This window comes from Microbacterium fluminis (assembly GCF_051549805.1).
In the GTDB taxonomy this organism is placed as follows: Bacteria; Actinomycetota; Actinomycetes; order Actinomycetales; family Microbacteriaceae; genus Microbacterium.
On sequence record NZ_CP196042.1, the window covers coordinates 1,557,254 to 1,582,414 of the forward strand.

Sequence of the window (25,161 nt, forward strand, 5' to 3'; positions counted from 1 at the left end):
CGAACGACAGGAGCCCCACTATGACCGACGACATCGACGCCCAGATCCAGGCGAACATCGAGAAGTCCCTCGGCGAGATCCCGCACCCCTCGCTGCCCAAGGGCAGCAACCTGTACGGGTCGACGAAGATCTTCCCCGACTACCAGGCCGAGAACGGCGAGTCGTACTTCACGCTCGTGCACGGCATCCCGCACGAGTCGTCGGTGAGCTTCGTCGCGATCCTGCAGGCGACCCGGGCCCTGCGGAAGGGCTTCGAGTCGGCGATGTACTTCTACGGCCCCGGCACCCTCGCGTGCATGGCCACGCGCGGCTTCCCCACGACCGGCGACGCCGGCTTCCCCGGCGAGCTCAACATGAACGGGTCGCTCGAAACGTTCATCAAGGAAGGCGGCACCGTCTTCGCCTGCCGCTTCGGCATGGCGCTGCACGGCCTGCGCGAGGAGGACCTCATCGAGGGCGTCATCCCCGCGCACCCGCTCGACGTGCAGGACGCGCTCATCCACTACGCGCGCAAGGGCGCGATCATCAACTCCACCTACAACCTCTAGGAGCCCCCGATGACGGTCACCGTCGCCGCGGTCGCCGCGAACTTCACGCGCGACCTCGACGAGAACTACGCCCTCATCGCCGACATCGTCGCCCAGGCGCGCGAGGCCGGCGTGCAGCTGCTGGTGTTCCCCGAGGCAGCGATCGGCGGCTACCTGTCGTCGCTGGGAAACCACGGCGACACGGTGCGTACGACGCAGCGCTCGCTGCCCCCGGCGGTCCACCTCGACGGGCCCGAGCTCAAGCGCGTGCAGGAGATCGCCGGCGACTTGGTCGTGTGCATCGGGTTCTGCGAACTCGACGACGACGGCGAGACCCGTTACAACGCCGCCGCATGCCTCGACGGCACGACGATCTACGGCTCGTACCGCAAGGTGCACCAGCCCCTCGGCGAGAACATGTCGTACGCGGCAGGAGCGGAGTACCGCGCGTTCGACACCCCGGTCGGGCGCATCGGACTGCAGATCTGCTACGACAAGGCCTTCCCGGAGGCGGCGCGCTCGCTCGCCCTCGACGGCGCCGAGATCATCGTGAGCCTGTCGGCGTGGCCGGCCGCGCGCACCGCGACCGCCGAGAACCTGCAGGAGGACCGCTGGACCTATCGGCACAACCTGTTCGACACGGCCCGCGCGCTCGACAACCAGGTGTTCTGGATCGCGTCGAACCAGTCGGGCACGTTCGGGTCGCTGCGCTACGTCGCCAACGCCAAGGTCGTCGACCCGGGCGGCAACGTGCTGGCGACGACCCTGCTCGACGCGGGTCTCGCGATCGCCGAGATCGACGTGGACGAGTCGTTCCGCGCGATGCGCGGCGGCATGTTCCACCTGCGCGACCGCCGTCCCGACGCGTACGCGGCCGATCTCGTCACCCGGGAGGTGCTGGTCGATGCCTGAGATGCGCTTCGCGGTGCGCTGGCCCGACGGCGCCGAGACGTCGCACTACTCGCCGAGCCTCGTGATGCACGACCACCTCGCCGTGGGCGGCACGTACCCGGTCGACGAGTTCGTGGCGCGCACGAGCGCCGCCCTCGGCGAGGCGAGCGCGCGCGTGCAGGCGAAGTTCGGCTTCGCGTGCACCTCGGCGATGGCATCGGAGGAGGAGATCGCCCGCCTCGCGGATGCCGCGCCCGCCGGTGTCGTCGAGGTGCTCCGTATGGAGCCGCCCCTGCCCGCGGCGGCGCGCCCGATCGAGGAGGCGCGCGCATGATCCGCGTCGCGCTCGAGCCGGAGTCGCACTACGAGGTCGTCATCGTGGGCGGCGGGCAGGCGGGGCTCTCGGCCAGCCGCCACCTCGTCGACCGCGGCATCCACCACATCGTGCTCGAGCGCGACACCGTCGCGCACGAGTGGCGCGACGGACGGTGGGACGCCTTCACCCTCGTCACCCCCAACTGGCAGTGCCGGCTCCCGGGGTTCACCTACGACGGGCCCGACCCCGACGGCTTCATGAAGCGCGACGAGGTGTACGCGTGGGTGCGCCGGTTCGCCGACGCGTTCGACGCGCCCGTCGCCGAGGGCGTGAGCGTGGAGCGCGTTGCCGAGCGCGAGGGAGGAGGCTTTGTCGTGGAGACGTCGGCCGGCACCGTGACCGCCGACGCCGTGATCGCCGCGGTGGGCGGCTATCACGTGCCCGTCACGCCGGCCTGGGCCGCCGGCATCCCGGATCGCATCGCCCAGGTGCACTCGCACGAGTACCGAAACGCGGCGCAGCTGCCCCCGGGCGACGTGCTCGTCGTCGGCACCGGGCAGTCGGGCACGCAGATCGCCGAGGACCTCCACCTCGAGGGACGCCGCGTGCACCTCGCGCTCGGTCGCGCCCCGCGGGTCGCCCGCTTCTACCGCGGCAAGGACTGTATGACGTGGCTGGCCGAGATGGGCGTGTACGACATCTCGGTCGCGACCCGGGGCCTGGCCAAGCGCGAGTCGACCAACCACTACGTCACCGGACGCGACGGTGGCCGCGACATCGACCTGCGCCGGTTCGCCACCGAGGGCATGCAGCTCTACGGGAGGGCGACGGGGACGGATGCCGCGGGCATCGCGTTCGCACCGTCGCTCACCGCCGACCTCGACTACGCCGACTCGGTGGCCGAGTCGATCAAGAACGACATCGACCGCTACATCGAGCGGGAGGGGATCCACGCCCCCGTCGAGGAGCGCTACACCCCGGTGTGGACGCCCGAGCGCGAGCCCGCGCACGTCGACTTCGACGACATCGCGGCGATCGTATGGTCGATCGGGTTCCGGGCGGACTGGTCGTGGGCGCCGCCGGACGCGTTCGACGACGAGGGGATGCCGGCCCACACGCGTGGCGTCTCTCCCGTGCCGGGATTCCTCTTCCTCGGCCTGCCGTGGCTGCACACGTGGGGGTCGGGCCGGTTCCTCGCGGTCGCCGCCGACGCCGAGCACGTCGCGGGCGAGGCGATGGCCGCGCTCCGTGCCGACACGGCCTCCCGCCTGGCGAGCTGAGCCCGCCCTACTCTTGGACGCATGGCAGAGCTGACGATGGCGGGAGTCGCCGCGCACTTCGGTCGCGACGTCGAGCGCACGCTCGCGAAGCTGCCCGGCATCCTCGACCAGGCCCGGGAGCGGGGCGTCGACCTGCTCGTGCTGCCCGACGCGACCCTCGGCGGCTACCTGCACGACCTCTACCATCCCGCCGACAGCGACGACGGGCTCCCGCCCGCCGTCGACCTCGACGGGCCCGAGGTGAAGGCGGTGGCGGACCTCGCCGGAGACATGGTGGTGTGCTTCGGCTTCGCCGAGCGGGTCCGCGACGACGGCGCGGAGGCGCGGTACAACACGGCGGTATGCGTCAGCGGGGGCGAGATCCTCGGCATCCATCGCAAGGTCCACCTGCCGCTCGGCGAGTCAGAGGCCTACCGCGCCGGCGACCGGTTCGCGGCGTTCGACACCCCCGTGGGGCGGCTCGGGATGCTGATCGACTTCGACAAGACCTTCCCCGAGGCGTCGCGGGCGCTCGCGCTGGGCGGCGCGGAGATCATCGCGTGCCTCAACGCGTGGCCGGCGAGCGTCACCGACCGGTCCGACCGCATGCGCAACGACCGGCAGGCGCACCTGTTCGACCTGTACGACTGCGCGCGCGCCGCCGAGAACCAGCTGTTCCTGGTGTCGTCGAACCAGACCGGGGTGCTCGGGGGGCTGCGCTTCCTCGGGCAGGCGAAGGTGGTCGACCCGGCGGGCGAGATCCTCGCCAAGACGTGGGCCAAGGGCGGGCTCGCCGTCGCGACGGCCGACGTCTCGGGCGACGTCGCCCGCGCACGTCGGTCGCTCGACCACCTCGCGCAGCGCGTCGAGGGCGCCTACGCGCCGCCGCAGCCGGCCTGACCCCGTGCGCATCTCGCAGGTCACCTACTCGACCAAGCCGCGCGGCGGCGTCGTGCACACGCTCGCCCTGTCGGAGGCGCTCGCCGCCCGCGGCCACGACGTCACGGTGTGGACGCTCGGCCGCGGCGGCGACGACGCGTTCTTCCGCCCCGTCGATCCCGCGGTGACGGTGCGCGTCGTGCCGTTCGAGCCGCGCGAGGGCGAGGACGTCGGCGCCCGCATCGAACGCTCGATCGCCGTCATGCGCGACGCGTTCGACGCGGATGCCGGTGGCATCGTGCACGCACAGGACTGCATCTCGGCCAACGCGGTGGGTCGCGGCATCCGTACGATCCACCATCTCGACGCGTTCACGACCCCGCGCCTCATCGAGTGCCACGACCGCGCGATCGTCGAGCCCGTCGCGCGGCTCGCGGTCTCGCACGCGGTCGCGGCCGAGGTCGCCGCCGCGTTCGGGGTGCGCCCCACGGTGATCCCGAACGGCGTGGATGCCGCGCGCTTCGCCGCCGCGACCGGTCCGGATGCCGCGGCCGCGCGTGCCGGGTGGCGCGACCGGTTCGGGCGCTACGTGCTCGCCCTCGGCGGCATCGAGCCCCGCAAGGGCAGCATCGACCTGCTCGAGGCGTACGCGATGCTGCGGCACCGGCATCCCGATGTCGCGCTCGTGTTCGGCGGCGGCGAGACCCTGTTCGACTACCGCGACTATCGCGCGGCGTTCGACGCGCGCGCGGCGGCGCTCGGCATCACGCCGATCGTGCTCGGGCCGGTTCCGCACGACGACGTGCCGTCGCTCGTCGCGGCCGCCGACGCCCTCGGGTTCGTGTCGACGAAGGAGGGGTTCGGCCTCGCGGCGATGGAGGCGCTCGCCGCCGGCACGCCCGTCGTCGCCCGCGACCTGCCGGTGCTGCGCGAGGTGTTCGGCCCCGCGGTCGCCTATGCCGGCGACGTGCCGGCGATCGCCGACGCCCTGGCCGCGGCAGTGTCGGCGCAGCATCCCGTGCCGGCGGATCGCGGACGTGCGCTCGCCTCCTCTTATACGTGGGATGCCGCGGCCGCCCGCCATGAGCGGTTCTACGAGATCGTGCAGGAGCGGGGAGGAGACGGCGGTGCGCCGGTCGTTCTCGACGATCCTCGCTGAGCAGGCCTCGGCCGACCCGGATCGGATCGTGGTCGAGGACGCGCGCGGGTCACTGACCTCCGCCGAGCTCGACCGGGCATCGAACCGGCTCGCGCGGGTGCTGCTCGAGCGCGGGGTCGTCCGCGACGACCTCGTCACGATCGTGCTGCCCAACGACCGCGACTTCGTGGTCGCGACCGCCGCGGTGTGGAAGGCCGGGGCGACGCCGCAGCCGATCGACGTGCGGCTCCGCCCCGCCCAGCGCACCGCCGCGGAGGGGGCCGCACGGCCGGCCCTCGTGCTGGGCGCCGTGGCGCAGCATCCCGGGATCCCGTCGATCGTCGACCTCGGCGATGCCGACGGCGAATCGGATGCCGCGCTGCCCGATGCGTGGGCGCGCAGCTGGAAGGCGCCCACGACATCGGGCAGCACCGGCACCCCGAAGGTCGTGCTCGCCGCGGCGCCCGCGCTCATGGACCCGGACGCGCCGGTCGCCGCGTTCCTGCCGCGCTCCGCGGTGCAGCTGGTGGCGGGGCCGCTGTCGCACTCGGCGACCTTCACGTACGCGATGCGCGGACTGCTGCTCGGGCACCGGCTCGTCGTGCTGCCGCGGTTCGACGAGGAGCGGTGGATCGCGGCGGTGCAGCGGCACCGGGTCACGTGGGCGCTCGTCGTGCCGACGATGATGCACCGGATGCTGCGGCTGCCCGCCGCTCTCCGTACCCGTGAACGCGTGGCGACGCTCGAGACGGTGCTGCACATGGGCGCCCCGTGCGCGCCGGCGCTCAAGCGCGCGTTCCTGGACTGGATCGGGCCGGAGCGGGTGGTCGAGGTGTACGCCGGCAGCGAGTCGAACGGGCTCACCATGATCCGCGGCGACGAGTGGCTCGCCCACCCGGGCAGCGTCGGGCGCCCGATCGGCGGCACCGAGGTGCGGGTGCTTTTGCCGGGGGGTGCGGATGCCGCGCCCGGCGAGACCGGCGAGGTGTGGATGCGCCGCGGCCCCGAGCCCGCGTACCGCTACCTCGGCGCGACGTCGCGGCGCGACCCCGACGGATGGGACACGCTCGGCGACCTCGGATACCTCGACGCCGACGGGCGGCTCTACCTCGTCGATCGCGCGGGCGACGTGATCGTGCGCGGCGGCGAGACCGTCCACCCCGTCGAGGTCGAGCGTGTGCTCGAGGCGCACCCTGCGGTGCGCAGCGCTGTCGCGTTCGGCGTGCCCGACGACGACCTCGGGCAGCGCGTCGAGGCCGTCGCCGACATCGCCGACGCCGACACGGATGCCGCGGCCCTCGCCGCGTGGGCCGCGGAGCACCTCGACCCGGCCCGGCGGCCGGCGCGCATCCGTCTCGTGCGCGAGCCCGTGCGCGACGACGCCGGCAAGACGTCGCGCCGATGCTGGGCCGCGACGGCGGCCGACGCCTGACGTCGGGCGGGTGGTCGGCGGAATTGGCGCACGACGGCGGGCGTTGACGTCCGTGTGACGGTGGATTCAGGAGGCGCGCGACGGTGAAGATCAAAGAGCTGTCCGAGCGCGTGGGCGTGTCCCCGAGGCTCCTGCGCTACTACGAGGACCAGGGGCTCCTGCGGCCGCGGCGCGCCGAGAACGGCTACCGGGTCTACGACGAGGCGCTGGTGGCTCGCGTCGAGCAGATCCGCGGACTCCTCGGGGCCGGGCTGACGACGGAGATCATCCGCGAGGTGCTGCCGTGTCTCGCCGCGGCGGCGTGCTCGACCTACGACGACCCTGGCTTCGTCCGCCGCATCGCCGACGAGCGCGATCGGCTGCGCGAGCGCGTCGCGGTGCTGTCGCAGAACCTGCGGGCGCTCGACGACTACCTCGATGCCGTCGAGCAACACCACACCGGCAGCGTCGCCTGACGCCGCACAGCGTCGCCTGACGCCGCACAGCGCCGCAGCGACGCCGAAAGGCCGCGCCCCGGCATCCCGGAACGCGGCCCCTCGCCCGATCGCGGAACTCAGCCGATCCGGCGGTCGAGGAAGTCGTGGATGAGCGGGAACACCTCGTCGGCGCGATCCTCGAGGAGGAAGTGCCCGCTGTCGAACAGATGGAACTCGACACCGGGCAGGTCGCGACGGTACGGGTGCGCACCGGCCTCCGGGAAGATCACGTCGTTCGATCCCCACACCACGAGCGTCGGCGGCTGAGCCTCGCGCAGCCACTGCTGGACCGCGGGATACAGCGCCGGGTTGGTGCCGTAGTCGAGGAAGTAGTCGAGCTGGATCTCGTCGTTGTCGGGCCGATCCATGAGGGCCTGGTCGACGATCCAGTTGTCCGGTGAGATCCGGGTGGGGTGGGCCATCCCGTCGGTGTACTGGAAGCGGGTGGTCTCGATCGTGAGCAGGCCGCGCAGCGCGTCGCGGTTCTCGGGGGACGGGTCGGCCCAGTAGCGCTTGATCGGCTGCCAGAAGTCGTTGTCGAGACCCTCGTCGTAGGCGTTGCCGTTCTGCGCGATGAGTGCGGTGACCGCGCCCGGGTTCGCGAGGGCGAGCCGCCACGCGGTCGGGGCGCCGTAGTCGAACACGTAGACGGCGTAGCGCTCGACGCCGAGCCGCGTGAGCAGCTTCTGCACGTGCTCGGCGGCGCTGTCGAAGGTGTACGGGAACTCGGTGTGGTGAGGCGCCGAGCTCTGGCCGTAGCCGGGGAGGTCGGGGGCGATGACGCGGTAGCGGTCGGCGAGGAAGGGGATCAGATCGCGGAACATGTGCGACGACGTCGGGAAGCCGTGCAGCAGCAGCACGACGGGCGCGTCCTGCGGGCCGGCCTCACGGTAGAAGATCTCGATGCCGTCGAACTCCTCGGTCTTGTACTCGACGACGGGAACGGGCGTGGGCGTGGTCATGGTGCTCCTTCGATGATGGATGAATGCTCGGCGAGACTAACCAGTGAAAGTCTCATGAGCGGTTAGAGCCTACGCAAAGTCATTCTCACTAGTCAAACGACTGTGAGTGGTATGATCGACGGATGCTGGAGCGGATCCTGGTAGGCGAGTCGACCCCGCTCGACCTGGTCAACACCGAATGGATCGAACGCGGGGAGTGGGTGGACCACCTCGCCGACGACGAGTCGGCCGCTCGGTGGCTCATCGAGTACGGCTTCGATCCCGCGACCGACGACCTCGACGCCCTCCGCACCGTGCGGCGCGCGATCCGTGCGGTCCTCGACGATCCGGGCCCGGACGCCGAGGCGGGACTGAACGCCGCGCTGGCACGCGGGCACGAGAGCATCCGCGTGGTCGCGGGCGAGCCGGTGGTCTCGCCCCTCGCTGAGCCCGGCTGGGGCGCGGCGTGGCGGATCGCCCGTGCGTTCGTCGACCTGATGGCGCAGCATCCCGATCGTGTGCGTCAGTGCGCGCATCCCGACTGCGTCCTCTACTTCCACGACACCTCGCGCAACGGCGGTCGTCGGTGGCACTCGATGGAGACGTGCGGCGCACGCACGAAATCCGCCCGGCACTACCGGCGCCACCTCGCCGACGCGGTCGAGCGCGGTACGGACGACGCACCGGAATGAGCCACCGCTTGCCTTCACACTGATGTCAAGGTTGCACGATCGTCTCCGGCCCGCGACCGCGGCGCCGTCCGAGACGAAAGAAGACCTCCGATGCCCTCGACGCACGACCTCGTCGCCGTCACTCCCCCGCGCGCGCAGCGGCTCCCGCTCGCGGCCCTGCTCGCACTGTTCGCCGCGGGATTCATCACCACCCTGACCGAGGCGCTCCCCGCTGGTGTGCTCCCGCAGATGAGCACTGCCCTCGGCGTCTCCGAGTCGATCGGCGGGCAGACCGTCACCGTCTACGCCGTCGCCACCATGCTCACCGCCATCCCGGTGTCGGTCGCCACCACGGCCTGGCCGCGCCGCCGGCTGCTCGTGCTGGCGCTCGCCGGGTTCCTCGTCGCGAATCTCGTCACCGCCCTCTCGCTCGACTACACCCTCACGATGGCGGCGCGGTTCCTCGCGGGAGCCGCGTCCGGCGTCGTCTGGAGCCTCCTCGGCGGGTACGCGCAGCGCATCACCCCCGACGCGTTCAAGGGCCGGGCGATGGCCCTCGCGTTCGCGGGAACCCCGGTTGCCCTCTCGCTGGGAGTGCCCCTCGGCGCCTTTCTCGGTCAGGCCGTGGGCTGGCAGTCGACGTTCGGCCTGATGGCGTGCGTCACGGGGCTCCTCATCGCCTGGACCCTGTGGAAGCTGCCGGACGTGGCGGGGCAGAAGGCGACCGAGCGGATGCCGCTGCGGCACCTCCTGCGCATCCGCGGGCTCCGTACGATCCTGCTGGTGACCGGCGCCTACGTGCTGGCCCACACGATCCTCTACACGTACATCGCGCCGGTCCTGGCGGGCGTCGGCCTGGCCGACCAGGTGCAGTGGGTGTTGCTCGTCTTCGGGATCGCGTCGATCCTCAGCATCTGGCTCACCGGGATGTTCGTCGACCGGCACCACCGGCGGCTGGTCGTCAGCAGCACGGTGCTCTTCGCAGCGGCGGCCATCGCGCTCACGCTGTGGTCGGGCAGCAGCGCAGTCGACTACACCGCCGTCGCCCTCTGGGGACTGGCCTTCGGCGGCGCAGCGACCCTCTTCCAGGGTGCGCTCATGGCCGCTTCCCGAGAGCACGCCGACGCGGCCCAGCCGCTCATGGTGACGATGTGGAACGGCGGCATCGGCCTCGGCGGGCTCATCGGCGGCATCCTGCTCGCCGGCTTCGGCACGGAAGCCCTCCTCGTCGCCGTCGCCGGACTCGTCGCCCTGACCGTGGTCGTGGTGATCGCTGCGCGGGCGCACGCCTTCCCGCACCGCTGAGCAGGCGCGCCGCGGGCGCGTGAGGGTGGTGACGCCGACCCTCCGCGCCGCGGCGTTGGGCAGACTGAGGAGCATGGCACACGCACCCGGCCCCGCGGCATCCAGCCCCTCCGAGTTCTGGGAGGAGCGCTACACCACCCACCGCCGTGAGAGCGGACAGGTGTGGAGCGGCGAGGTGAACGCGGCCGTGGCCCGCGAGGTCGAGGGGCTGACCCCGGACACCGCCCTCGACCTCGGCTGCGGAGAGGGCGGCGACGCGCTCTGGCTCGGCGCCCACGGCTGGACGGTCACGGCGGTGGACATCTCCTCCACCGCACTGGGCGTCGCCCGGACGCGCGCCGAGCAGCTCGAGCTGGACGACCGCATCGACTGGATCCGGGCCGATCTCGCCTCCTGGAATCCGACGGTGGAGTACGACCTGGTCACCGCCGCGTTCCTGCACTCCCCCGTCGAGCTCGCGCGCGAGACGATCCTGCGTCGCGCGGCGGCCGCCGTCGCTCCGGGCGGCACCCTCCTCGTGGTCGGGCACGGCGCCTTCCCGCCCGGCTCCGACCACGAGCACGACGCCGACGCGCCGCCGCTCCCGACGCCGGACGAGGTCCTCGACGCGCTCGAGCTCCCTGACGGCTGGGTCGTCGAGACCCGTGCGATGGTCGACAGGCGGGCGACCGGACGCGACGGCGCGGAGGCGACCCTCACCGACGCCGTCGTCCGGGTGCGGCGCGCCTAGCTGTACTTCCCCGGGAGGTTGTGAACGGGTGAGGTAGGCGAAGACCTCCGGGCAGGATGTGGGTTACCACACTCGCATCCTGACCACGGAGGTCTTCGTGTCTCACGCTAACGCGCCTTTGACGCCGGAAGGGCGTCGTCGTCTTGCTGTCCTCGTCGTGGATCGGGGCTGGTCGTTGCGGCGGGCAGCGGAACGGTTCCAGTGCTCGCCCGCGACGGCGAAACGGTGGGTCGACCGGTATCGGGCCGGGCTGCCGTTGACGGACCGCAGCTTCAGGCCGCAGACCTCGCCGAACCGGCTCCCGCGGAAGACGGAGCGGAGGATCGTGTCGTTGCGGTTCACCCGCCGGTGGGGTCCGCACCGGATCGCGTATCACCTGGGCCTTGCCCGCTCGACGGTCGGCCGGGTGCTGGCCAGGTATGGGATGCCGAAGCTCGTGAACATCGATCAGGCCACCGGGCTGCCAGTCCGCAAGCCGACGCCGAAGCGGTACGAGGTCGCAAGACCGGGCCAGCTGATCCACGTCGATATCAAGAAGCAGGGCCGGATCCCTGATGGCGGCGGCTGGCGCGCCTTCGGCCGCGGATCGGCGCAGGACCGTGCCGCGGGATCCGTCCGTGACAAGGCCGCACGGTCAGGAGCGGCCGGCTCCCGCGGCTACCGGTATCTGCACCACGCCGTCGACGACAACTCGAGAGTCGCGTACTCGGAGATCCTCGACGACGAACGCAAGGAGACCGCGGCAGGGTTCTGGACCCGCGCGAACGCGTTCTTCGCGAGCCTCGGAGTCACGGTCACCGCCGTGATGACAGACAACGGCGCGTGCTACCGGTCACACGCGTTCGCGGACGCGCTCGGCGACGGTGTGAAGCACAAGTGGACAAAGCCGTATCGGCCGCAGACCAACGGGAAGGTCGAACGCTTCAACCGCACCCTCGCCGCCGAATGGGCCTACGCCAAGCCCTACGCCAGCGAAGCAGAGCGAGCCGCGGCATACGAGACCTGGCTGCATCACTACAATCACCACAGACCCCACACCGGGATCGGCGGCCAGACCCCCTCAGCCCGCGTTCACAACGTCACGGGGAAGTACACCTAGCGGTCACCGCCCCGGCGCGACACCCGCCCCCGCCCTCACGCCCGGCGAGCGTCGCGCCGGAGCGCCGGAGCGTGCACCTCGGCCGTCTCGTCGGGCTCGACCGAGCCGTCGATGTGTACGACCTCCTGGCTGCGGAAGTGCCCCACGAGCATCATGACGACGCCGACGACGGCCCATCCGGCCAGCACGAGCCACGACTGCAGCTGCGGCGCATCGGGGAAGTACGACAGGTCGCGCAGCAGCGTGGCGCTGGCGCCCGGCACGAAGTACTGGCCGATCGCCCCCCACGGCTCGGGCAGGAACTGCAGCGGCTGCGCGGCGGACGAGATCGGGTTGCCGACGAACATCGTGATGAGCGCGCCGATCGCGATGCCCGCGCGACCGAAGACGGCGTTCGCCCCGACGATCAGCGAGCCGGTGCCCAGGAACGCGAGGCTCATCGCCATCCAGTTCGCCGCGAAGCTCCCCTGCAGGATGCCGAACCACGGCTGCAGCACCGCCGTGACGACGACGCCCGCGAGCAGCGAGTACGCCACGATCGCAGCCAGTCGCCGACGCGACCCCGTGACGGTGAAGGAGATCAGGATGCCTCCCACCATGCCCCCCAGCACGGTGGGAAACGCGGCGGCGGCGAAGCCGACCCCGCGCGAGTCGGTGGAGGCGAGCGGCGCGAGATCCGTGATCGCGACCGTCGGCCCGGTGGCGGCCGACGCTTGCGTGACGATCTGCAGCGCCTGGGCGGCCGGCAGCTGTCCGGCCGCCACAGCCGCTCCGGCCTTCGCGGTCGCCGCCTGCGCGCCGGCGGAGACGGCCGCATCGATCTGGGTCTGCAGCTGGCTCTGCAGCTGCGCCATCACCTGCGTCTGCACGGTGCCGCGCCGGTCGCGGTCAGCACCTCGGGCGCATCGCCCAGCACCACGCCGCCGTAGATCTCCCGCGTGCCGACGGCGTCGGCGAGCGCGGACCGGTCGCCCATCTCCACGACGGCGAAGCGGCCGGCGGCGTTCTCGTCAAGCGCCTTCTCGAACGCGGCGACCGCCGTGCTGTCTCCGGTGACGCCGATCGGGAAGTTCCGGACGCTCGAGGTCGCGGTCGGCCACAGGAACGCCAGCACCACGACGGCCACGAGCACCGCCGCTCCGGCAGCGACCGAGAGGGTCACACCCCACTTGGTGTGCACACGGGTTTCAGACACGGGACGCCCTTTCATAGCGAATGACCGTTCTCTATGGTGAAGCACAGGAGCGATCTTGTCAAAGAACGATCGCTCCTTTTATGCTGTCGGGATGCCGAGGATCACCGAGACGCGCCGGCTCGCGCGACGTGGAGAGGTGCTCAACGCGGCGATCGAGCTGTTCGCCCGCAAGGGCTTCGACGCCACCTCGATGGCCGACATCGTCGCGGAGTCGGGCACCTCGGCAGGCATGATCTACGGTCATTTCGACGGCAAGGCCGACCTCGTGCGCAGCGCGGTCGGCGAGCTGTTCGCCCAGCGGTCCGACGAGTTCGACGCGCACCTGGCCTCCGGCGCCACGCTGTCCCCGAGCGAACTCGTGGGGGCCTTCCTCGGTCGGATGCGGGTGGACCTCGACCGCCCCGAGATGCTCCTCCAGCTCTGGGCGGCGGCGGTGCGCGAGCCGGAGCTCCATGAGATCGCGGGCTCGCTCGGCGACGAGCTCACGAGCGTCTTCGAGCGTCAGCTGACCGTCTGGTACCGCTCGCAAGGACTGGCGGAGGATGCCGCTGCCGCACGCGCGGCGGCCGAGTCGGCGGTGTGCCTCGGCATCTGCCAGGGCTACATGATCCAGTCCGCGCTGTTCCCCGACTTCGACGGCGACGCCTACCTCGACGCCGTGCGCACGCTGCTGGGCTGACGAGCCCGCGTTCGCCGCGGCATCCCGGCACCGACCGGCTACAAGGAGCTGCCGACGTACACCCAGAACGCGGGGACGAGCATCAGGGCACCGAGCACCGTTCCCGTGATCGACAGGGCGTAGCCGCCTCCGCGACGCGCGCCCACGATGATGCCGGGGATAGCCAGGGCCAGGGCGGCGACCCCGGCGATCGCGAGCAGCGGGATGAGGAAGAGCCCGAGCCACCAGATCGCGTTCATCGAGGGGATGAGGCCGACGAGGAACACCAGCAGTGCGGGGACCAGGACCACGCCGGCCACGATCACAGCCACGATGCCCAGGGCATCGGCGCGTCGTCGCGACCGGGCCGCCACAGCCGTCGGGGGTGCGCCTGCTCCCGGCGGGAAGCCCGGGGCGGAAGCGTCGCGCGGCTCGGTCATCGTGCTCCTCGGCGTGATCGGGGGAGGCGTCACGGTCGACAGTAGCGGAGCGTCGTCCCGGCTCCGTGGAAGCACCGCCCCCCGCATCCGTCCGCCCGCGGCCCCGCGACTAGAGGCGCTGCGTGCGCGACAGCACCGTCTGCACGATCACGACGACGGCCAGGAACGCCCCCGAGACGACCGCCTGCACCGAGCTCGAGAGCGACCCGACCTGGTTGATCAGGTTCTGGATCACCGTGAGCAGCAGAACGCCCGCGAGGGTGCCGATGAGATTGCCGCGCCCGCCGGTGAGCAGCGTGCCGCCGATGACGACCGCCGAGATCGCGGACAGCTCCAGGCCGACGCCCACGTTCGGCACGCCCGACGACGAGTACGCCGCCGTCAGCGCGCCCGCGAGGCCCGCGCAGATCCCGCTCAACACGTAGACGCGGAACCGCACCCGGGCCACCGGGAGGCCCATCAGGGTGGCGGCGTTCTCCGAGCCGCCGACGGCGAGCACCGCCTGACCGCCGCGCGAACGGGCGAGCAGGACCGAGCCGACCACGACCCCGGCGAGGGCGATCAGCACCGGCCAGCGCAGTCCGAGCACGCCGCCCTGACCGATCGCGCTGGTCGCGGGGTCCGTGATCAGCGGTGTCGTCGAGCCGCCGTCGGTGATCGCGAACACGAGTCCGCGCACCCCGAGGAGCCCGGCGAGCGTCACGATGAACGGTGCCATCTTGGCGTAGGCGACGAGGGCGCCCTGCACCGCGCCGATCGCGGCGCAGACGATGAGCGGCACGCCGATGGCCGCGAGCACGCCCCACTGCGAGGCGTAGGCGGCGAGCACCCCGCCCAGGGCGTACACCGAGCCGACCGACAGGTCGATGCCGCCTGTGAGGATGACGAACGTCATGCCCACCGCGATGATGAGCAGGAACGAGGACTGCGTCGCGATGTTCGCGAAGTTCGAGACCGTCAGGAACGTCGGGAAGGCGACGCTCCCGCCGATCACCAGGAGCACGAGCACGATCGCCGCCCCGTAGCTCTGCGCGATCGCGGCGAACCGCTCCCGGCTCACCTGCGCGCGGGTCGCGGGGCCGCCCGCGGACTCGAGGATCGTCATCGGGTCAGCACCTTTCCGCGCTGGATGTACACCGCGACGAGGATGATCGCCGCCTGCGCGAGCTGCGAGTACGCATCGGGCACGTCGTGCTTCACGAGCGTCGCGGTGATGAACTGCAGCAGCAGCGCGCCCGCGACGGTGCCGGCGATCTTCACGTTGCCGCCGGTGAGCGGTGTGCCGCCGACCACGACCGCGGTGATGGCCGACAGCTCGATGAGGTTGCCGATCGTGGAGGGGACGGATGCGCCGAGTCGCGCCGTGCCGACGATGCCGGCGATCGCGGCCAGCACCGCGCAGATCACGTACGTGAGGAGCAGGATGCGCTTGACCGGCAGACCCGCGAGCTCGGCCGCGCGCCGGTTGCCGCCGATCGCGAGCAGCTGCTTGCCGAACGTCGTGCGGGTCACCAGGAGGGCGACCAGCGTGACCAGCACGACGGCGATGATCACGGCGTAGGGGATGCGCCACGGCTGCCCCTCGAAGAGCGCTCCGCGCCCGAGGGCCAGCACGATCGGGTCGTTCACCGACCGCAGCTGCTCGTTCGCGATCAGCAGCGCGATGCCGCGCCCGGCGACCATGAGCGACAGGGTGGCGACGATGGGCTGCACGCCGATGAAGGCGACCATCGATCCGTTGATCACCCCGACGATCAGGCCGCCGATGAGGGCGATCGCGATCGCCGGCACGGCCCCGTACCCGATGTAGAGGGGCACGATCGCGGCCGCGAGGGCCATCACCGCTCCGACCGACAGGTCGATGCCCTCCGTGCCGATGACGAGCGCCATGCCGAGGGCGACGATGAGCACGGGCACCACCTGCACGAACTGCGTGCGGAAGTTGTCGAGCTCGAAGAAGTTCGGGGTGAAGACGAGGTTGTACAGCAGCACCAGCACGAGTGCCAGGTAGACGCCATAGCGCTGCAGCAGGCCGAGGGCGGTGCCGCGGCGCGGCAGCCGGATCGTCACGGTGGTCTGCGTCATCGCCCCTCCTCGGTGCGGTCGGACGGGGAGGGATCGGATGCCGCGGGCCGGGCCGCGGCATCCGCGTCGAGGCTCGAATCCCCGGCCAGCGCGGCCAGCAGGTGCTCCTCGTCGACGTCATCGCCGAGGAGCTGCGTCTCGACGGAACCGTCGCGCAGCACGATCACGCGCGCGGCGCCCTCCACGACCTCCTCGACCTCACTGGAGACGAGCATGATCGCGAGGCCCTCGCGCGCGAGCTCGTCGATGAGCGCCTGCACCTCGGCCTTCGCGCCCACGTCGATGCCGCGGGTGGGCTCGTCCAGCAGCAGCACGCGCGGACTCATCGCCAGGAGCCGTGCGAGCATCACCTTCTGCTGGTTGCCGCCGGACAGCTCGGACACGATCTGGTCGGGCCCGGACGCCTTGATGCGCAGTCGTCGCATGAACACGTCGACGACGGCATCCTGGTTGCGCCGGCTCGTGAAACCGGCCTTCGACAGTCGCGGCAGCGCCGCCAGCACGATGTTGTCGCGCACCGACAGGCCCGGGATGACGCCCTCGGCCTTGCGGTCCTCGGGGAGCATGACGATGCCGGCGCGGATCGCCGCGCCGATCGATCCGGCGCGCACGGGCTTGCCTTCGACGGCGACGTCGCCGCGATCGAGCTGCATGACCCCCGCCATCGCCTTGAGGGTCTCGGAGCGCCCCGACCCGAGGAGCCCGCCGAGCCCGACGACCTCGCCGGGCTTGATCGTGACGTCGACGCCGTCGATCTGATGACGGCGGCTGAGGTCCTGCGCGACGAGGACGGGCGGCGCATCCGACTCCACCGCACCGCTGAACGCGGTGGCCCCGGCGCGCTGCACGCGGTCGACGGAGCGGCCCAGCATCAGCGCGACGAGCTCGACGCGGGAGAGCTCGTCGAGGCGGCCGGTGTGCACGAGGCGCCCGTCGCGCAGCACCGCGACGCGGTCGCACACCCGGAAGATCTCGTCCATCTTGTGGCTCACGTAGACGATCGCGATGCCCTCCGACCGCAGCTGTGCGATCACGCGGAACAGGGTCTCGACCTCGCGGACCTCGAGCGACGAGGTCGGTTCGTCCATGATGACGACGCGCGCGTGGATGCTGACGGCCCGGGCGAGCGCGACCATCTGCTGGATGCCGAGGGGGAGGCTGCGCAGCGGGCGGCGCACGTCGATGTCGATGCCGTACGCCGCCAGCAGCGTGCGCGCCTCCTCGATCATGCGGCGCTTGTCGATGAGCCCGAGCGGGCCGCGCGGCTCGCGCCCCACGAAGATGTTCTGCGCCACGCTCATCAGCGGGATCAGGTTCACCTCCTGATAGATCGTCGACACGCCCGCGCGCTGCGCGTCGAGTGGGCGCGCGAACGAGACGACCTCGCCCCCCAGCCGCACCTCGCCGTCGTCGGGCTGGTAGACGCCGGTGAGCACCTTGATGAGCGTCGACTTGCCGGCGCCGTTCTCGCCCATCAGGGCGACGCTGTCGCCGGGGAGCACCTCGAAGCTCACCGCGTCCAGGGCGGTGACGCCGGCGAACTGCTTCGTCACGCGCCGCGCCTCCAGCACGGGGGGCGGGGTGGCTGCGGACTCCGTCGTCACGTCGTGATGCCTTTCGGTCGTGGGGCAGGACGTCGCCCCGCACGCGGCGGGTCGTGCGGACGGATGCCCGCCCGCACGACCCGTCGGAGAGGATCAGTACGCCTGGTCTACCTTGGCCGAGGCGTTCGCGGGGTCGTACTCGCCGTCCTGGATGACGATCTTCTGCCCCACCGCATCGCCGTTGAGGAACGACTGGAGGGTCTGGAAGGCCAGCGGACCGAACCGGGGGTTCGACTCGATGACGCCGTTGTACTGGCCCGCCACGATCTGCTCGACCGCGTTCTTCGTGCCGTCGATCGAGTAGATCTGGATGTCCTTGCCCGGCGTCTTGCCCGCGGCGATGATCGCGGCCTGCGCGCCGAGACCCATCTCGTCGTTCTCGGCGTAGATCGCGGTGATGTCGGGGTTGGACTGCAGCAGCTGCTCGGTCACCGACTGCCCCTTGTCGCGGGCGAAGTCGCCGGTCTGCTGCGCGACGATCTTGATCCCGGGCGCTTTCGCCGTGAGCTGGTCGACGAAGCCGCTGGTGCGGTCCGTCGTGACGTTGTTGCCCGACGCGCCCAGCAGGATGGCGACGTTGCCCTTCCCGCCGGTGCCCGCGATCAGCTGATCGGCGGCGCGCTGGCCCTGCTGCACGAAGTTCGACCCGAGGAACGAGACGTAGGTGCTGCACGCACCGGAGCTCAGCAGGCGGTCCACGGTGATGACGGGGATGTTCTTCGCCTTCGCCGCCTCGAGGGCGGGCTGGAGTCCGTCGCTGTTGAGCGGCGCCACGATGAGGGCCTGCGCGCCCTGCGAGATCATGTCCTGGATGTCGGAGATCTGCTTCGACAGCGTGGACTGCGCGTTCGTGGTGATCAGCTTCTTGACGCCGAGCTTGGCCGCCTCGTCCTTGATCGACTGCGTCTCGGCGATGCGGAAGGGGTTGTCCTCCTTCTCCGACTGGGAGAAGCCGACCACCAGGTCCGTGAGCGCGGCCTTCGTGCCGCCGTACGTGGCGATGTCGCACGTGGGGCCCGTGGCCGGCGCGGCGGTCTGGGTCGCGGGGGCACCGGTGCCCCCGGCCGATCCGGATGTGCCGGTGTTGGTGCAGCCCGCCAGCGCGAGCCCCAGCACGGCGAATGTCGCGAGTGCCCCTGCGACGCCGTGAACCCTCCGGTTCTTCATCATCTTTCCCAACTTCCTCGTTGCGTAAGGGATGACTGTTCGATCGCGATCGAAACCCGTCAGAACAGATCGGAACAGCACTGTTCGATGACCTTTATGACAGAACCGCGGCCGATTGTCCACAACCCTGTCCGAAAGTCGGATGCCGCACCGACCCGTCCGGGTCCGCTATCCGTCGGAGGGCAGCTCCCGTGCCGTGAGCGGAGAGCCGAAGGTGACGGTGATCGATCGCTCCTCGGCGCCGGGTCCGTCCGGCTCGACGGCAGCCGACTCGAGCACGCGGTAGACCGTGGCGCGGGACGTGCCGAGCTCCTCCGCGATCTCGCGCACCGATGCGCCCTGATCGCGCAGCGCCGCCACGCGCTCGATGTCCGTGGGGGAGAGGGCCCGCGGTCGTCCGCTCGCCCGGCCGCGAGCCTTCGCGGCGTACGCCGATACGAGCGAGCGCTCGCGCGCGAGGCTGCGCTCGAGTTCGGTGAAGGCGGTGATGGCCGCACGGACGGCGGCCCCGTCGGGACCGGTCGTGGCGAACTCCTCCGCGAGCGACACGACGCCGATGCCGCGATGGGTCAGCACCTGCAGCAGAGACAGCACCGAGGCCGTCGTGCTGCCCAGCCGGTCGAGCCGCCACACCAGAAGCCGATCACCGGGAGCCAGGGCGTCGAGGGCGACCGCCAGCTCCGATCGGCTGCGCGGCGCCGTCTTGAGGCTCACGTCCTCGAAGATCCGCGATGCGCCGCCGTGCCGGAGCAGGTCGCGCTGGAACTCGGCGTTGTGCTCCAGCGGACCCACGTAGACATAGCCGACGGTGACCATCGCCGCACCCGCTCCCGCTGTCGATCCTCCGAGGATGCTACACCGGCGGTTTCCCGGCGGCACCGACCTCGCGGACCGGCGGTCACCGGCTCACGCGACGGCGGCCTTCACCGCCTCGGTGATGCGCTTCGCGACGGTCGGGGTCCACGTGGGCACCGCGAACGCGACCGGCCAGACATCGCCGTCGTCGAGGTGCGCGCGGTCTTCGAAGCCGATCGTCGAGTACCGGGTCTTGAACTTCGACGCGGGCTGCATGAAGACGACCATCTTCCCCTGGTCGTCGGCGTAGCCCGGCATCCCGTAGTAGGTCTTGGGCACGAGGTGCGCGGCGTGCGCCGACACGATCTCGTGCAGCCCCTCGCCGATCGCGCGGTCGGCGTCGTCGAGCCCGGCCAGCGCCTTCATGACCGATGCGAGACCGGCCTCGCGGTTCTTGCCCGCCTTCTCCTGCTCGCGCAGCTCCTTCGCGCGCTGCTTGACCGCCTCGCGCTCCTCCGCGGACAGTCCGTCGTTCCTCGTCGCCATGACTCCTCCTGGTCTCGTGCGGCCGACCGCGTCGGCCCGGTGCATCCCACGGTAGGCACCGCGTCCCGGAAGCGCTTCTCCGATCCTGACCGGTTCCGCGCCCGGTAGCCTGGCGCGAGCCCATCCTGAGGAGGACCATGTCGCTCGCCCCCGATTTCGACGCCCGCGACATCGACGGCCTGCGCGCCGGCGGGGGGCTGAAGTGGTCGATGTTCCCGGACGCGATCGGTGCCTTCGTGGCGGAGTCCGACCTCGGCACCGCCCCGGCGGTCACGGCGGCTCTGCACGACGCGATCGACGCGAACGTGTTCGGCTATCTGCCGCAGGCGCTGTCCGACGAGATGGCGCACGCCACGGCGGCGTGGCAGCGCGACCGGTACGGGTGGGACGTGCCCGCGGCCGACATCCATCCGCTCGCCGACGTCATCGCGGGGCTCGAGCTCGCGATCGAGCACTTCAGCGCACCCGGTGCGCCCGTCATCCTTCCCACCCCGTCGTACATGCCGTTCCTGTCGGTGCCGCTCGCGCACGGGCGCGAGATCCTGCAGGTTCCGATGCTCGAGACCGACGACGGCTACGCGCTCGACCTCGACGGCATCGACCGCGCGTTCGCCTCGGGCGGCGGGCTGCTGATCCTGTGCAACCCGTACAACCCCGTCGGCCGGGTGTTCCGCCGCGACGAGCTCGTCGCGCTCGCCGCCGTGGTGGAGCGGCACGGAGGCCGCGTCTTCTCCGACGAGATCCACGCCCCGCTGGTCTACCCCGGCCGGCAGCACGTGCCGTACGCGTCGCTGTCGCCGGTCACCGCGGGCCACACGGTGACCGCGACGTCGGCGTCGAAGGCGTGGAACCTGCCGGGCCTCAAGACGGCGCAGTTCATCGTGACGAATCCGGCGGATGCCGCGATCTGGGAGCGGGTGGGGTTCATGGCCTCGCACGGCGCGAGCAACCTGGGCGTGATCGCCAACACCGCCGCGTACTCCGCCGGCGGAGCGTGGCTCGACGAGGTGGTGGACTACCTCGACGGCAACCGTCGGTTCCTCGTCGACGCGCTCGCCGCCGAGATCCCCGGAATGCGGTACCGGATGCCGGAGGGCACCTATATCGCCTGGCTCGACGCGCGGGAGCTCGGGCTGGGTGAGACGCCCGCCGCCTTCTTCCAGGAGCACGCGGGCGTCGCGATGACGGAGGGCTCCGCGTGCGGCCCGGCCGGCGCCGGTTTCCTGCGGTTCGTGTTCGCCACGCCGCGCCCGATCATCGCGCGGGCGGTCGAGCAGATGGGCGCCGCCCTGCGGGCGCGCGCGTAGCCCTCCGGCGGGCCGGGCCGCACGACACGAAGAACTAGACTGGGAGGCATCCCTTTCCGTTCCCAGGAACCCTCGTGACTCCAGCTCCTTCCGTCCGCCCGTTCGACCTGCGGCACGTGCAGCTCGTACGTGCGCTGTTCGCGGCGATCGCGGCGGTCATGATCACGTTCTCGCCCGACCACTCCGCCGCCGTCGGACTGTCGGTGTTCAGCGGGTTCGCGATCTCGACCGCGCTGGTGTTCGGCCTGGCGGCCTGGCTCGTGCACGGCCCGGGAACGCGCTGGCCGTCGATCCTCCTCGGCCTGCTGTCGATCGTGGCAGGGATGGTCGGCGGGATCGTCGGCATCCGCACCACGACGCTGTTCTTCGTCGTCGTGATCGCCTGGGCCTTCGCCGCCGGACTCGTCGAGACGATCGCCGGGGCCCGCGACCGTCGTGCGCTGCGCCGTGCCGGCACGACTGACCCCGCCGCGATCGCGGCCGCCCGCGACGCCCTCACGATCGGCATCCTCACCCTCGTCCTGGGCGCGGCGCTGCTGCTGGTGCCGACGCAGTACGCCCTGCAGTACTCCATCGCCGGAGCCGGCAGCTTCACCCTCACCGGCATCACGATCGGCGTGGGCGTCTTCGGCGGCTACACCGCGATCGTCGCCGTCTACCTCGCGATCGCCGGCTTCTCGCCGCGGCGTGCGGCGGAGGCGGCGACCGCCGTCGATGCGCCGGGCGAGGCATCCGTCACCGAGGCGACCGACCGCAGCGGAGGCGCCGCATGACCGACAAGCCCACCCGCCGCGACCTCATGAAGCCCGTGCAGCTGCTCGGGCTCGCGTTCGGCGCCGCCGTGTTCGCCGGCGTCGTCACCCTCATCTCGATGGGGTTCTTCCAGCAGCGCCAGCCGGGGCAGTCCGAGCGGGCGCTCACGGTCGGGCTGATCGTGCTCGGCGCGACGTTCATCGTCGTGCTCGTCGGACTCGCGCTGCTGCTGCTCGCCGTCGACCCCGCGCAGGTCACGAAGCAGGTCGACCACCCGGTGCTGTACGACAGCGACCGCAAGCGCGCGGGCGGGACGGATGCCCCGGACGCGGCGAACGACGCATCGTCGGGCACCGACGAGGGCGCGCCGCCGGCTGCCTGACCGATCCGGCCTGCGCAACTCCTTCGAGACGCGTCGGACCGGGCGCGCGCTCGCGGATTCCCAGGCCGGCGCGCGCGGATCGACGGAGTACCGCAGACGACCTCCGGTCACCTCGTGTTCACCCGCGTGTGATTGAACGGACGGGATGGCTCGCTCATCCCGTTCCCGATGGAAGCCCGTCACCGCGCTCGCGGCGGTCGCGGCGGTCGTCGTCGGCACCGGTGCTGCGCTGCGGATCGTGCTGGGCCGACAGGCCGCGCACGCCCGACGACTGATCGGGAAGCCGCTCGGTGAGGACGCGCCCCGCTCCGACCGGGTCTACAAGCGCAAACGGGGCGACCCCATCCGGATGGTGCTGCTGGGCGACTCGATCGCGGCGGGCCTGGGCGCGGCGCTCCCCTCCGAGACGCTGGGCGCGCGCCTGGCCAAATCGATCAGCCGCGTCGCCCGCCGGGCGGTGGACCTGCGCACCGTCGCGGTGGTGGGGGCGGAGTCGTCGATGCTCGCCGCCCAGCTCGCAGAGCTGCCGGAGGCGGATGTCGCCGACGTCGCCGTGATCGTCGTCGGCGGCAACGACGTCACCCATCGCGTCCCCGTCGACACCTCCGTGCGGCACCTGAGCGACGCGATCGCCGAGCTGCAGCGCCGCGGCGCCGTCGTCGTGGTGGGCACGTGCCCCGACCTCGGAGCCCTGCGCCCGGTGCCGCAGCCGCTGCGCACCCTGGGCGGGCGCGCCTCACGCCAGCTCGCCGCCGCGCAGCGGGACGCCTCCCTCGCGCTCGGCGCGTACGCCGTCGACCTGGCGGCGGTGGTGGGGCCGTTCTTCATCACCAACCCCGACGAGATGTTCAGCCTCGACCGGTTCCACCCGTCCGCGCTCGGCTACCGCCGCACGGCGGCCGCGATCGTGCCGTCGGTGCTGCTCGCGCTGGGCGTCGCCGACCGGGCTCCGTTCGGGCATCACGCTCCGGATGCCGCGGCCCCCGGCATCCGCTGATCCCGAGGGACTGCTCTCCCACCCGCGCCGGCACCCGCCCCGCCGTGCGCTCCGTCCGTCACCCTTCCGCCGTCCATCGCCCGTGCATCGGCCGAGAGCCCCCGCGATGAACGGTGCATCGCGGGGGCCCTCGGTCAGAGCACGGGCGTTGGACGCAGAAGGGGCGGTCCGGAGCGGAAGGGAGCGGGTCAGGCGAGGTCGACGAGACCGGCGGCGAGGCCCGTGTAGGTCGCGGGGGTGAGCGCGAGCAGGCGCTCCTTCGCGGCATCCCCGATGTCGAGTCCGCGCACGAACTCCGCGAGATCGGATGCCCCGACCCGGCGCCCGCGCGTGAGGTCCTTCAGCAGCGCGTACGGGTCGGTGATCTGCGAGCGTCCGGCGGCGATCTCGGCGCGCACCACGGTCTGGATCGCCTCGGCGAGCACCTCCCAGTTGCCGTCGAGATCGGCCCGCAGCACGGGCTCCGAGAGCGAGATCTCGCCCAGGCCGCGCTGCAGGTTGTCGAGGGCGAGCACGGAGTGGCCGAGGGCGACGCCGATGTTGCGCTGGGTGGTGGAGTCGGTCAGGTCGCGCTGCAGGCGCGAGGTGACGAGGGTCGCGGCGAGGGTCGAGAGCAGTCCGCCGGCGATCTCGAGGTTGGCCTCGGCGTTCTCGAACCGGATCGGGTTGATCTTGTGGGGCATGGTCGACGATCCCGTCGCCCCCGCGATCGGGATCTGCGCGAAGTAGCCGAGCGAGATGTAGGTCCAGATGTCGGTCGCGAGGTTGTGCAGGATGCCGCCCGCGTGCCGCACGCGGTCGTACAGCTCGACCTGCCAGTCGTGCGACTCGATCTGCGTGGTGAGCGGGTTGAACCCGATGCCCAGCCCCTCGATGAAGGCGCGCGACAGCTCCGGCCAGTCGACGTCGGGCTCGGCGGCCACGTGCGCCGACCACGTGCCGGTCGCGCCGGAGAACTTCGCGAGGAACTCGGATGCCTCCACCTGCCGTGCGACGCGCTCCAGGCGCCACGCGAACACCGCGAGCTCCTTGCCCATGGTGGTGGGGGTGGCGGGCTGCCCGTGGGTGCGGGCGAGCATCGCGGCATCCCGATGCGCGTCGGCCAGGGTGCGCAGGGTCGCGACGACCGTGCGGAACCGCGGCAGCCACACCTCGAGCACGGCGCGCTTGACTGTCAGGGCGTACGCGGCGGAGTTGATGTCCTCGCTCGTGCACGCGAAGTGCGTGAGCTCGGCGATCGACGACAGGCCGAGGCGGTCGAGCTGGTCGCGCACGAGGTACTCGACGGCCTTCACGTCGTGCCGGGTCACCGCCTCCTTGTCGGCGAGCCACTCGATCTCGGGGGCGCCGAAGTCGCGGTACACCGCACGCAGGCGGCCCTTGTCGTCGTCGGAGAGCGGCGCGGTGCCGAACAGGGAGCGATCGGTGAGGGCGATCAGCCACTCGACCTCCACCTCGACCCGGGCGCGGTTGAGGCCGGCCTCGGAGAGGTGGTCGGCCAGCTCGGTCACCTGGGCGCGGTAGCGCCCGTCGAGCGGGCTGAGGGGCTGCGGGGGGAGTGCGGGCAC

The 25,161-nt window shown here is 71.6% G+C and carries 28 protein-coding genes; 17 read left to right on the forward strand and 11 right to left on the reverse strand.

Features of this window, described 5'->3' with window-relative positions:
* Positions 1–20 precede the first annotated feature (20 nt).
* From ACSJDX_RS07350 to ACSJDX_RS07385, 8 genes are all read left to right on the forward strand, one after another.
* Complete coding sequence (locus ACSJDX_RS07350; RefSeq protein ID WP_438354849.1) at positions 21–548, forward strand: MSMEG_0572/Sll0783 family nitrogen starvation response protein; 528 nt, start codon at positions 21–23, stop codon at positions 546–548.
* Between the two features lie 9 nt (positions 549–557).
* A complete protein-coding gene (locus ACSJDX_RS07355) occupies positions 558–1,439 on the forward strand; it encodes a carbon-nitrogen hydrolase family protein (protein ID WP_438354850.1) in 882 nt (293 codons plus the stop codon).
* The gene (locus tag ACSJDX_RS07360; protein WP_438354851.1) at positions 1,432–1,752 is read left to right on the forward strand and encodes an MSMEG_0570 family nitrogen starvation response protein; all 321 of its coding nucleotides are present in this window, start codon (positions 1,432–1,434) and stop codon (positions 1,750–1,752) included. The genes ACSJDX_RS07355 and ACSJDX_RS07360 overlap by 8 nt, the downstream gene beginning before the upstream one ends.
* The gene (locus ACSJDX_RS07365) at positions 1,749–3,014 is read left to right on the forward strand and encodes an MSMEG_0569 family flavin-dependent oxidoreductase (protein WP_438354852.1); all 1,266 of its coding nucleotides are present in this window, start codon (positions 1,749–1,751) and stop codon (positions 3,012–3,014) included. The genes ACSJDX_RS07360 and ACSJDX_RS07365 overlap by 4 nt, the downstream gene beginning before the upstream one ends.
* Before the next feature lie 21 nt (positions 3,015–3,035).
* The gene (locus ACSJDX_RS07370) at positions 3,036–3,893 is read left to right on the forward strand and encodes a carbon-nitrogen hydrolase family protein (protein ID WP_438354853.1); all 858 of its coding nucleotides are present in this window, start codon (positions 3,036–3,038) and stop codon (positions 3,891–3,893) included.
* Between the two features lie 4 nt (positions 3,894–3,897).
* Positions 3,898–5,031: an MSMEG_0565 family glycosyltransferase gene (locus ACSJDX_RS07375; RefSeq protein ID WP_438354854.1), complete on the forward strand. Its 1,134-nt coding sequence runs from the start codon at positions 3,898–3,900 to the stop codon at positions 5,029–5,031.
* Positions 5,000–6,442 (forward strand): AMP-binding protein, encoded by a 1,443-nt coding sequence (locus tag ACSJDX_RS07380; protein WP_438354855.1) that lies wholly within the window; start codon positions 5,000–5,002, stop codon positions 6,440–6,442. The genes ACSJDX_RS07375 and ACSJDX_RS07380 overlap by 32 nt, the downstream gene beginning before the upstream one ends.
* A gap of 83 nt (positions 6,443–6,525) precedes the next feature.
* The gene (locus tag ACSJDX_RS07385; protein ID WP_438354856.1) at positions 6,526–6,897 is read left to right on the forward strand and encodes a MerR family transcriptional regulator; all 372 of its coding nucleotides are present in this window, start codon (positions 6,526–6,528) and stop codon (positions 6,895–6,897) included.
* Positions 6,898–6,995: 98 nt separating this feature from the next.
* Here ACSJDX_RS07385 and ACSJDX_RS07390 read toward each other — a convergent pair whose 3' ends face one another.
* Positions 6,996–7,880: an alpha/beta fold hydrolase gene (locus ACSJDX_RS07390; RefSeq protein ID WP_438354857.1), complete on the reverse strand. Its 885-nt coding sequence runs from the start codon at positions 7,878–7,880 to the stop codon at positions 6,996–6,998.
* Between the two features lie 122 nt (positions 7,881–8,002).
* Between ACSJDX_RS07390 and ACSJDX_RS07395 the strand changes: the two genes are divergently transcribed.
* From ACSJDX_RS07395 to ACSJDX_RS07410, 4 genes are all read left to right on the forward strand, one after another.
* Positions 8,003–8,551, forward strand: coding sequence for a CGNR zinc finger domain-containing protein (locus ACSJDX_RS07395; protein WP_438354858.1), 549 nt, complete (start codon positions 8,003–8,005; stop codon positions 8,549–8,551).
* Between the two features lie 90 nt (positions 8,552–8,641).
* Entirely contained in the window at positions 8,642–9,835 is a 1,194-nt protein-coding gene (locus tag ACSJDX_RS07400; protein WP_438354859.1) for an MFS transporter, read from the forward strand.
* 73 nt (positions 9,836–9,908) lie between these two features.
* On the forward strand, positions 9,909–10,565 hold the full coding sequence (locus tag ACSJDX_RS07405) for an SAM-dependent methyltransferase (protein WP_438354860.1): 657 nt from the start codon (positions 9,909–9,911) through the stop codon (positions 10,563–10,565).
* 97 nt (positions 10,566–10,662) lie between these two features.
* On the forward strand, positions 10,663–11,664 hold the full coding sequence (locus ACSJDX_RS07410; RefSeq protein ID WP_204948058.1) for an IS481 family transposase: 1,002 nt from the start codon (positions 10,663–10,665) through the stop codon (positions 11,662–11,664).
* Between the two features lie 35 nt (positions 11,665–11,699).
* Here the strand turns inward: ACSJDX_RS07410 and ACSJDX_RS07415 are convergent, their stop codons facing one another.
* Together ACSJDX_RS07415 and ACSJDX_RS07420 are read right to left on the reverse strand one after the other, a co-directional pair.
* Entirely contained in the window at positions 11,700–12,518 is an 819-nt protein-coding gene (locus ACSJDX_RS07415) for a hypothetical protein (protein ID WP_438354861.1), read from the reverse strand.
* A complete protein-coding gene (locus tag ACSJDX_RS07420) occupies positions 12,518–12,859 on the reverse strand; it encodes a hypothetical protein (RefSeq protein WP_438354862.1) in 342 nt (113 codons plus the stop codon). Before ACSJDX_RS07420 ends, ACSJDX_RS07415 begins: the two co-directional genes overlap by 1 nt.
* A gap of 91 nt (positions 12,860–12,950) precedes the next feature.
* Here ACSJDX_RS07420 and ACSJDX_RS07425 point away from each other — a divergent pair, with 91 nt between their 5' ends.
* Positions 12,951–13,538, forward strand: coding sequence for a TetR/AcrR family transcriptional regulator (locus ACSJDX_RS07425; RefSeq protein ID WP_438354863.1), 588 nt, complete (start codon positions 12,951–12,953; stop codon positions 13,536–13,538).
* A 38-nt stretch (positions 13,539–13,576) separates the two neighbouring features.
* Here ACSJDX_RS07425 and ACSJDX_RS07430 read toward each other — a convergent pair whose 3' ends face one another.
* The 7 genes from ACSJDX_RS07430 to ACSJDX_RS07460 all read right to left on the reverse strand — a co-directional run bounded on the left by ACSJDX_RS07430 (position 13,577) and on the right by ACSJDX_RS07460 (position 20,154).
* Complete coding sequence (locus ACSJDX_RS07430; protein ID WP_438354864.1) at positions 13,577–13,957, reverse strand: hypothetical protein; 381 nt, start codon at positions 13,955–13,957, stop codon at positions 13,577–13,579.
* A gap of 109 nt (positions 13,958–14,066) precedes the next feature.
* Positions 14,067–15,062, reverse strand: coding sequence for an ABC transporter permease (locus tag ACSJDX_RS07435; protein WP_438354865.1), 996 nt, complete (start codon positions 15,060–15,062; stop codon positions 14,067–14,069).
* Positions 15,059–16,042, reverse strand: a complete 984-nt coding sequence (locus ACSJDX_RS07440; RefSeq protein ID WP_438354866.1) for an ABC transporter permease — start codon at positions 16,040–16,042, stop codon at positions 15,059–15,061. Before ACSJDX_RS07440 ends, ACSJDX_RS07435 begins: the two co-directional genes overlap by 4 nt.
* On the reverse strand, positions 16,039–17,646 hold the full coding sequence (locus ACSJDX_RS07445) for a sugar ABC transporter ATP-binding protein (RefSeq protein WP_438354867.1): 1,608 nt from the start codon (positions 17,644–17,646) through the stop codon (positions 16,039–16,041). The genes ACSJDX_RS07440 and ACSJDX_RS07445 overlap by 4 nt, the downstream gene beginning before the upstream one ends.
* Positions 17,647–17,739: 93 nt before the next feature.
* Positions 17,740–18,816 (reverse strand): ABC transporter substrate-binding protein, encoded by a 1,077-nt coding sequence (locus ACSJDX_RS07450; protein WP_438354868.1) that lies wholly within the window; start codon positions 18,814–18,816, stop codon positions 17,740–17,742.
* A gap of 165 nt (positions 18,817–18,981) precedes the next feature.
* The gene (locus tag ACSJDX_RS07455) at positions 18,982–19,629 is read right to left on the reverse strand and encodes a recombinase family protein (protein WP_438354869.1); all 648 of its coding nucleotides are present in this window, start codon (positions 19,627–19,629) and stop codon (positions 18,982–18,984) included.
* Between the two features lie 90 nt (positions 19,630–19,719).
* Positions 19,720–20,154 carry a hypothetical protein gene (locus tag ACSJDX_RS07460; RefSeq protein WP_438354870.1) on the reverse strand — a complete coding sequence of 145 codons (435 nt, stop codon included), beginning with the start codon at positions 20,152–20,154 and terminating at the stop codon, positions 19,720–19,722.
* A gap of 137 nt (positions 20,155–20,291) precedes the next feature.
* Here ACSJDX_RS07460 and ACSJDX_RS07465 point away from each other — a divergent pair, with 137 nt between their 5' ends.
* The 4 genes from ACSJDX_RS07465 to ACSJDX_RS07480 all read left to right on the forward strand — a co-directional run bounded on the left by ACSJDX_RS07465 (position 20,292) and on the right by ACSJDX_RS07480 (position 23,593).
* A complete protein-coding gene (locus ACSJDX_RS07465; RefSeq protein ID WP_438354871.1) occupies positions 20,292–21,461 on the forward strand; it encodes a MalY/PatB family protein in 1,170 nt (389 codons plus the stop codon).
* A gap of 74 nt (positions 21,462–21,535) precedes the next feature.
* On the forward strand, positions 21,536–22,234 hold the full coding sequence (locus ACSJDX_RS07470) for an acyl-CoA synthetase (protein WP_438354872.1): 699 nt from the start codon (positions 21,536–21,538) through the stop codon (positions 22,232–22,234).
* Positions 22,231–22,596 (forward strand): amino acid transporter, encoded by a 366-nt coding sequence (locus tag ACSJDX_RS07475; RefSeq protein ID WP_438354873.1) that lies wholly within the window; start codon positions 22,231–22,233, stop codon positions 22,594–22,596. The genes ACSJDX_RS07470 and ACSJDX_RS07475 overlap by 4 nt, the downstream gene beginning before the upstream one ends.
* Positions 22,597–22,741: 145 nt before the next feature.
* On the forward strand, positions 22,742–23,593 hold the full coding sequence (locus ACSJDX_RS07480; RefSeq protein WP_438354874.1) for an SGNH/GDSL hydrolase family protein: 852 nt from the start codon (positions 22,742–22,744) through the stop codon (positions 23,591–23,593).
* Between the two features lie 188 nt (positions 23,594–23,781).
* On the opposite strand, the gene purB is transcribed toward ACSJDX_RS07480, so the two are convergent.
* On the reverse strand, positions 23,782–25,161 hold the full coding sequence (gene purB / locus ACSJDX_RS07485; protein ID WP_438354875.1) for an adenylosuccinate lyase: 1,380 nt from the start codon (positions 25,159–25,161) through the stop codon (positions 23,782–23,784).

What these genes read in the sequence shown, in the direction of transcription:
- ACSJDX_RS07360 (WP_438354851.1), top strand. Translation starts at nt 1,432, where the DNA reads ATGCCTGAGATGCGCTTCGCGGTGCGCTGGCCCGACGGCGCCGAGACG.
- ACSJDX_RS07355 (WP_438354850.1), top strand. Translation starts at nt 558, where the DNA reads ATGACGGTCACCGTCGCCGCGGTCGCCGCGAACTTCACGCGCGACCTC.
- ACSJDX_RS07460 (WP_438354870.1), bottom strand. Translation starts at nt 20,154, where the DNA reads ATGGCGACGAGGAACGACGGACTGTCCGCGGAGGAGCGCGAGGCGGTC.
- ACSJDX_RS07365 (WP_438354852.1), top strand. Translation starts at nt 1,749, where the DNA reads ATGATCCGCGTCGCGCTCGAGCCGGAGTCGCACTACGAGGTCGTCATC.
- ACSJDX_RS07350 (WP_438354849.1), top strand. Translation starts at nt 21, where the DNA reads ATGACCGACGACATCGACGCCCAGATCCAGGCGAACATCGAGAAGTCC.
- ACSJDX_RS07370 (WP_438354853.1), top strand. Translation starts at nt 3,036, where the DNA reads ATGGCAGAGCTGACGATGGCGGGAGTCGCCGCGCACTTCGGTCGCGAC.
- ACSJDX_RS07390 (WP_438354857.1), bottom strand. Translation starts at nt 7,880, where the DNA reads ATGACCACGCCCACGCCCGTTCCCGTCGTCGAGTACAAGACCGAGGAG.
- ACSJDX_RS07450 (WP_438354868.1), bottom strand. Translation starts at nt 18,816, where the DNA reads ATGATGAAGAACCGGAGGGTTCACGGCGTCGCAGGGGCACTCGCGACA.
- ACSJDX_RS07415 (WP_438354861.1), bottom strand. Translation starts at nt 12,518, where the DNA reads ATGGCGCAGCTGCAGAGCCAGCTGCAGACCCAGATCGATGCGGCCGTC.
- ACSJDX_RS07455 (WP_438354869.1), bottom strand. Translation starts at nt 19,629, where the DNA reads ATGGTCACCGTCGGCTATGTCTACGTGGGTCCGCTGGAGCACAACGCC.
- ACSJDX_RS07435 (WP_438354865.1), bottom strand. Translation starts at nt 15,062, where the DNA reads ATGACGATCCTCGAGTCCGCGGGCGGCCCCGCGACCCGCGCGCAGGTG.
- ACSJDX_RS07480 (WP_438354874.1), top strand. Translation starts at nt 22,742, where the DNA reads ATGGCTCGCTCATCCCGTTCCCGATGGAAGCCCGTCACCGCGCTCGCG.
- ACSJDX_RS07425 (WP_438354863.1), top strand. Translation starts at nt 12,951, where the DNA reads ATGCCGAGGATCACCGAGACGCGCCGGCTCGCGCGACGTGGAGAGGTG.
- ACSJDX_RS07440 (WP_438354866.1), bottom strand. Translation starts at nt 16,042, where the DNA reads ATGACGCAGACCACCGTGACGATCCGGCTGCCGCGCCGCGGCACCGCC.
- ACSJDX_RS07465 (WP_438354871.1), top strand. Translation starts at nt 20,292, where the DNA reads ATGTCGCTCGCCCCCGATTTCGACGCCCGCGACATCGACGGCCTGCGC.
- ACSJDX_RS07475 (WP_438354873.1), top strand. Translation starts at nt 22,231, where the DNA reads ATGACCGACAAGCCCACCCGCCGCGACCTCATGAAGCCCGTGCAGCTG.
- ACSJDX_RS07405 (WP_438354860.1), top strand. Translation starts at nt 9,909, where the DNA reads ATGGCACACGCACCCGGCCCCGCGGCATCCAGCCCCTCCGAGTTCTGG.
- ACSJDX_RS07430 (WP_438354864.1), bottom strand. Translation starts at nt 13,957, where the DNA reads ATGACCGAGCCGCGCGACGCTTCCGCCCCGGGCTTCCCGCCGGGAGCA.
- ACSJDX_RS07400 (WP_438354859.1), top strand. Translation starts at nt 8,642, where the DNA reads ATGCCCTCGACGCACGACCTCGTCGCCGTCACTCCCCCGCGCGCGCAG.
- ACSJDX_RS07395 (WP_438354858.1), top strand. Translation starts at nt 8,003, where the DNA reads ATGCTGGAGCGGATCCTGGTAGGCGAGTCGACCCCGCTCGACCTGGTC.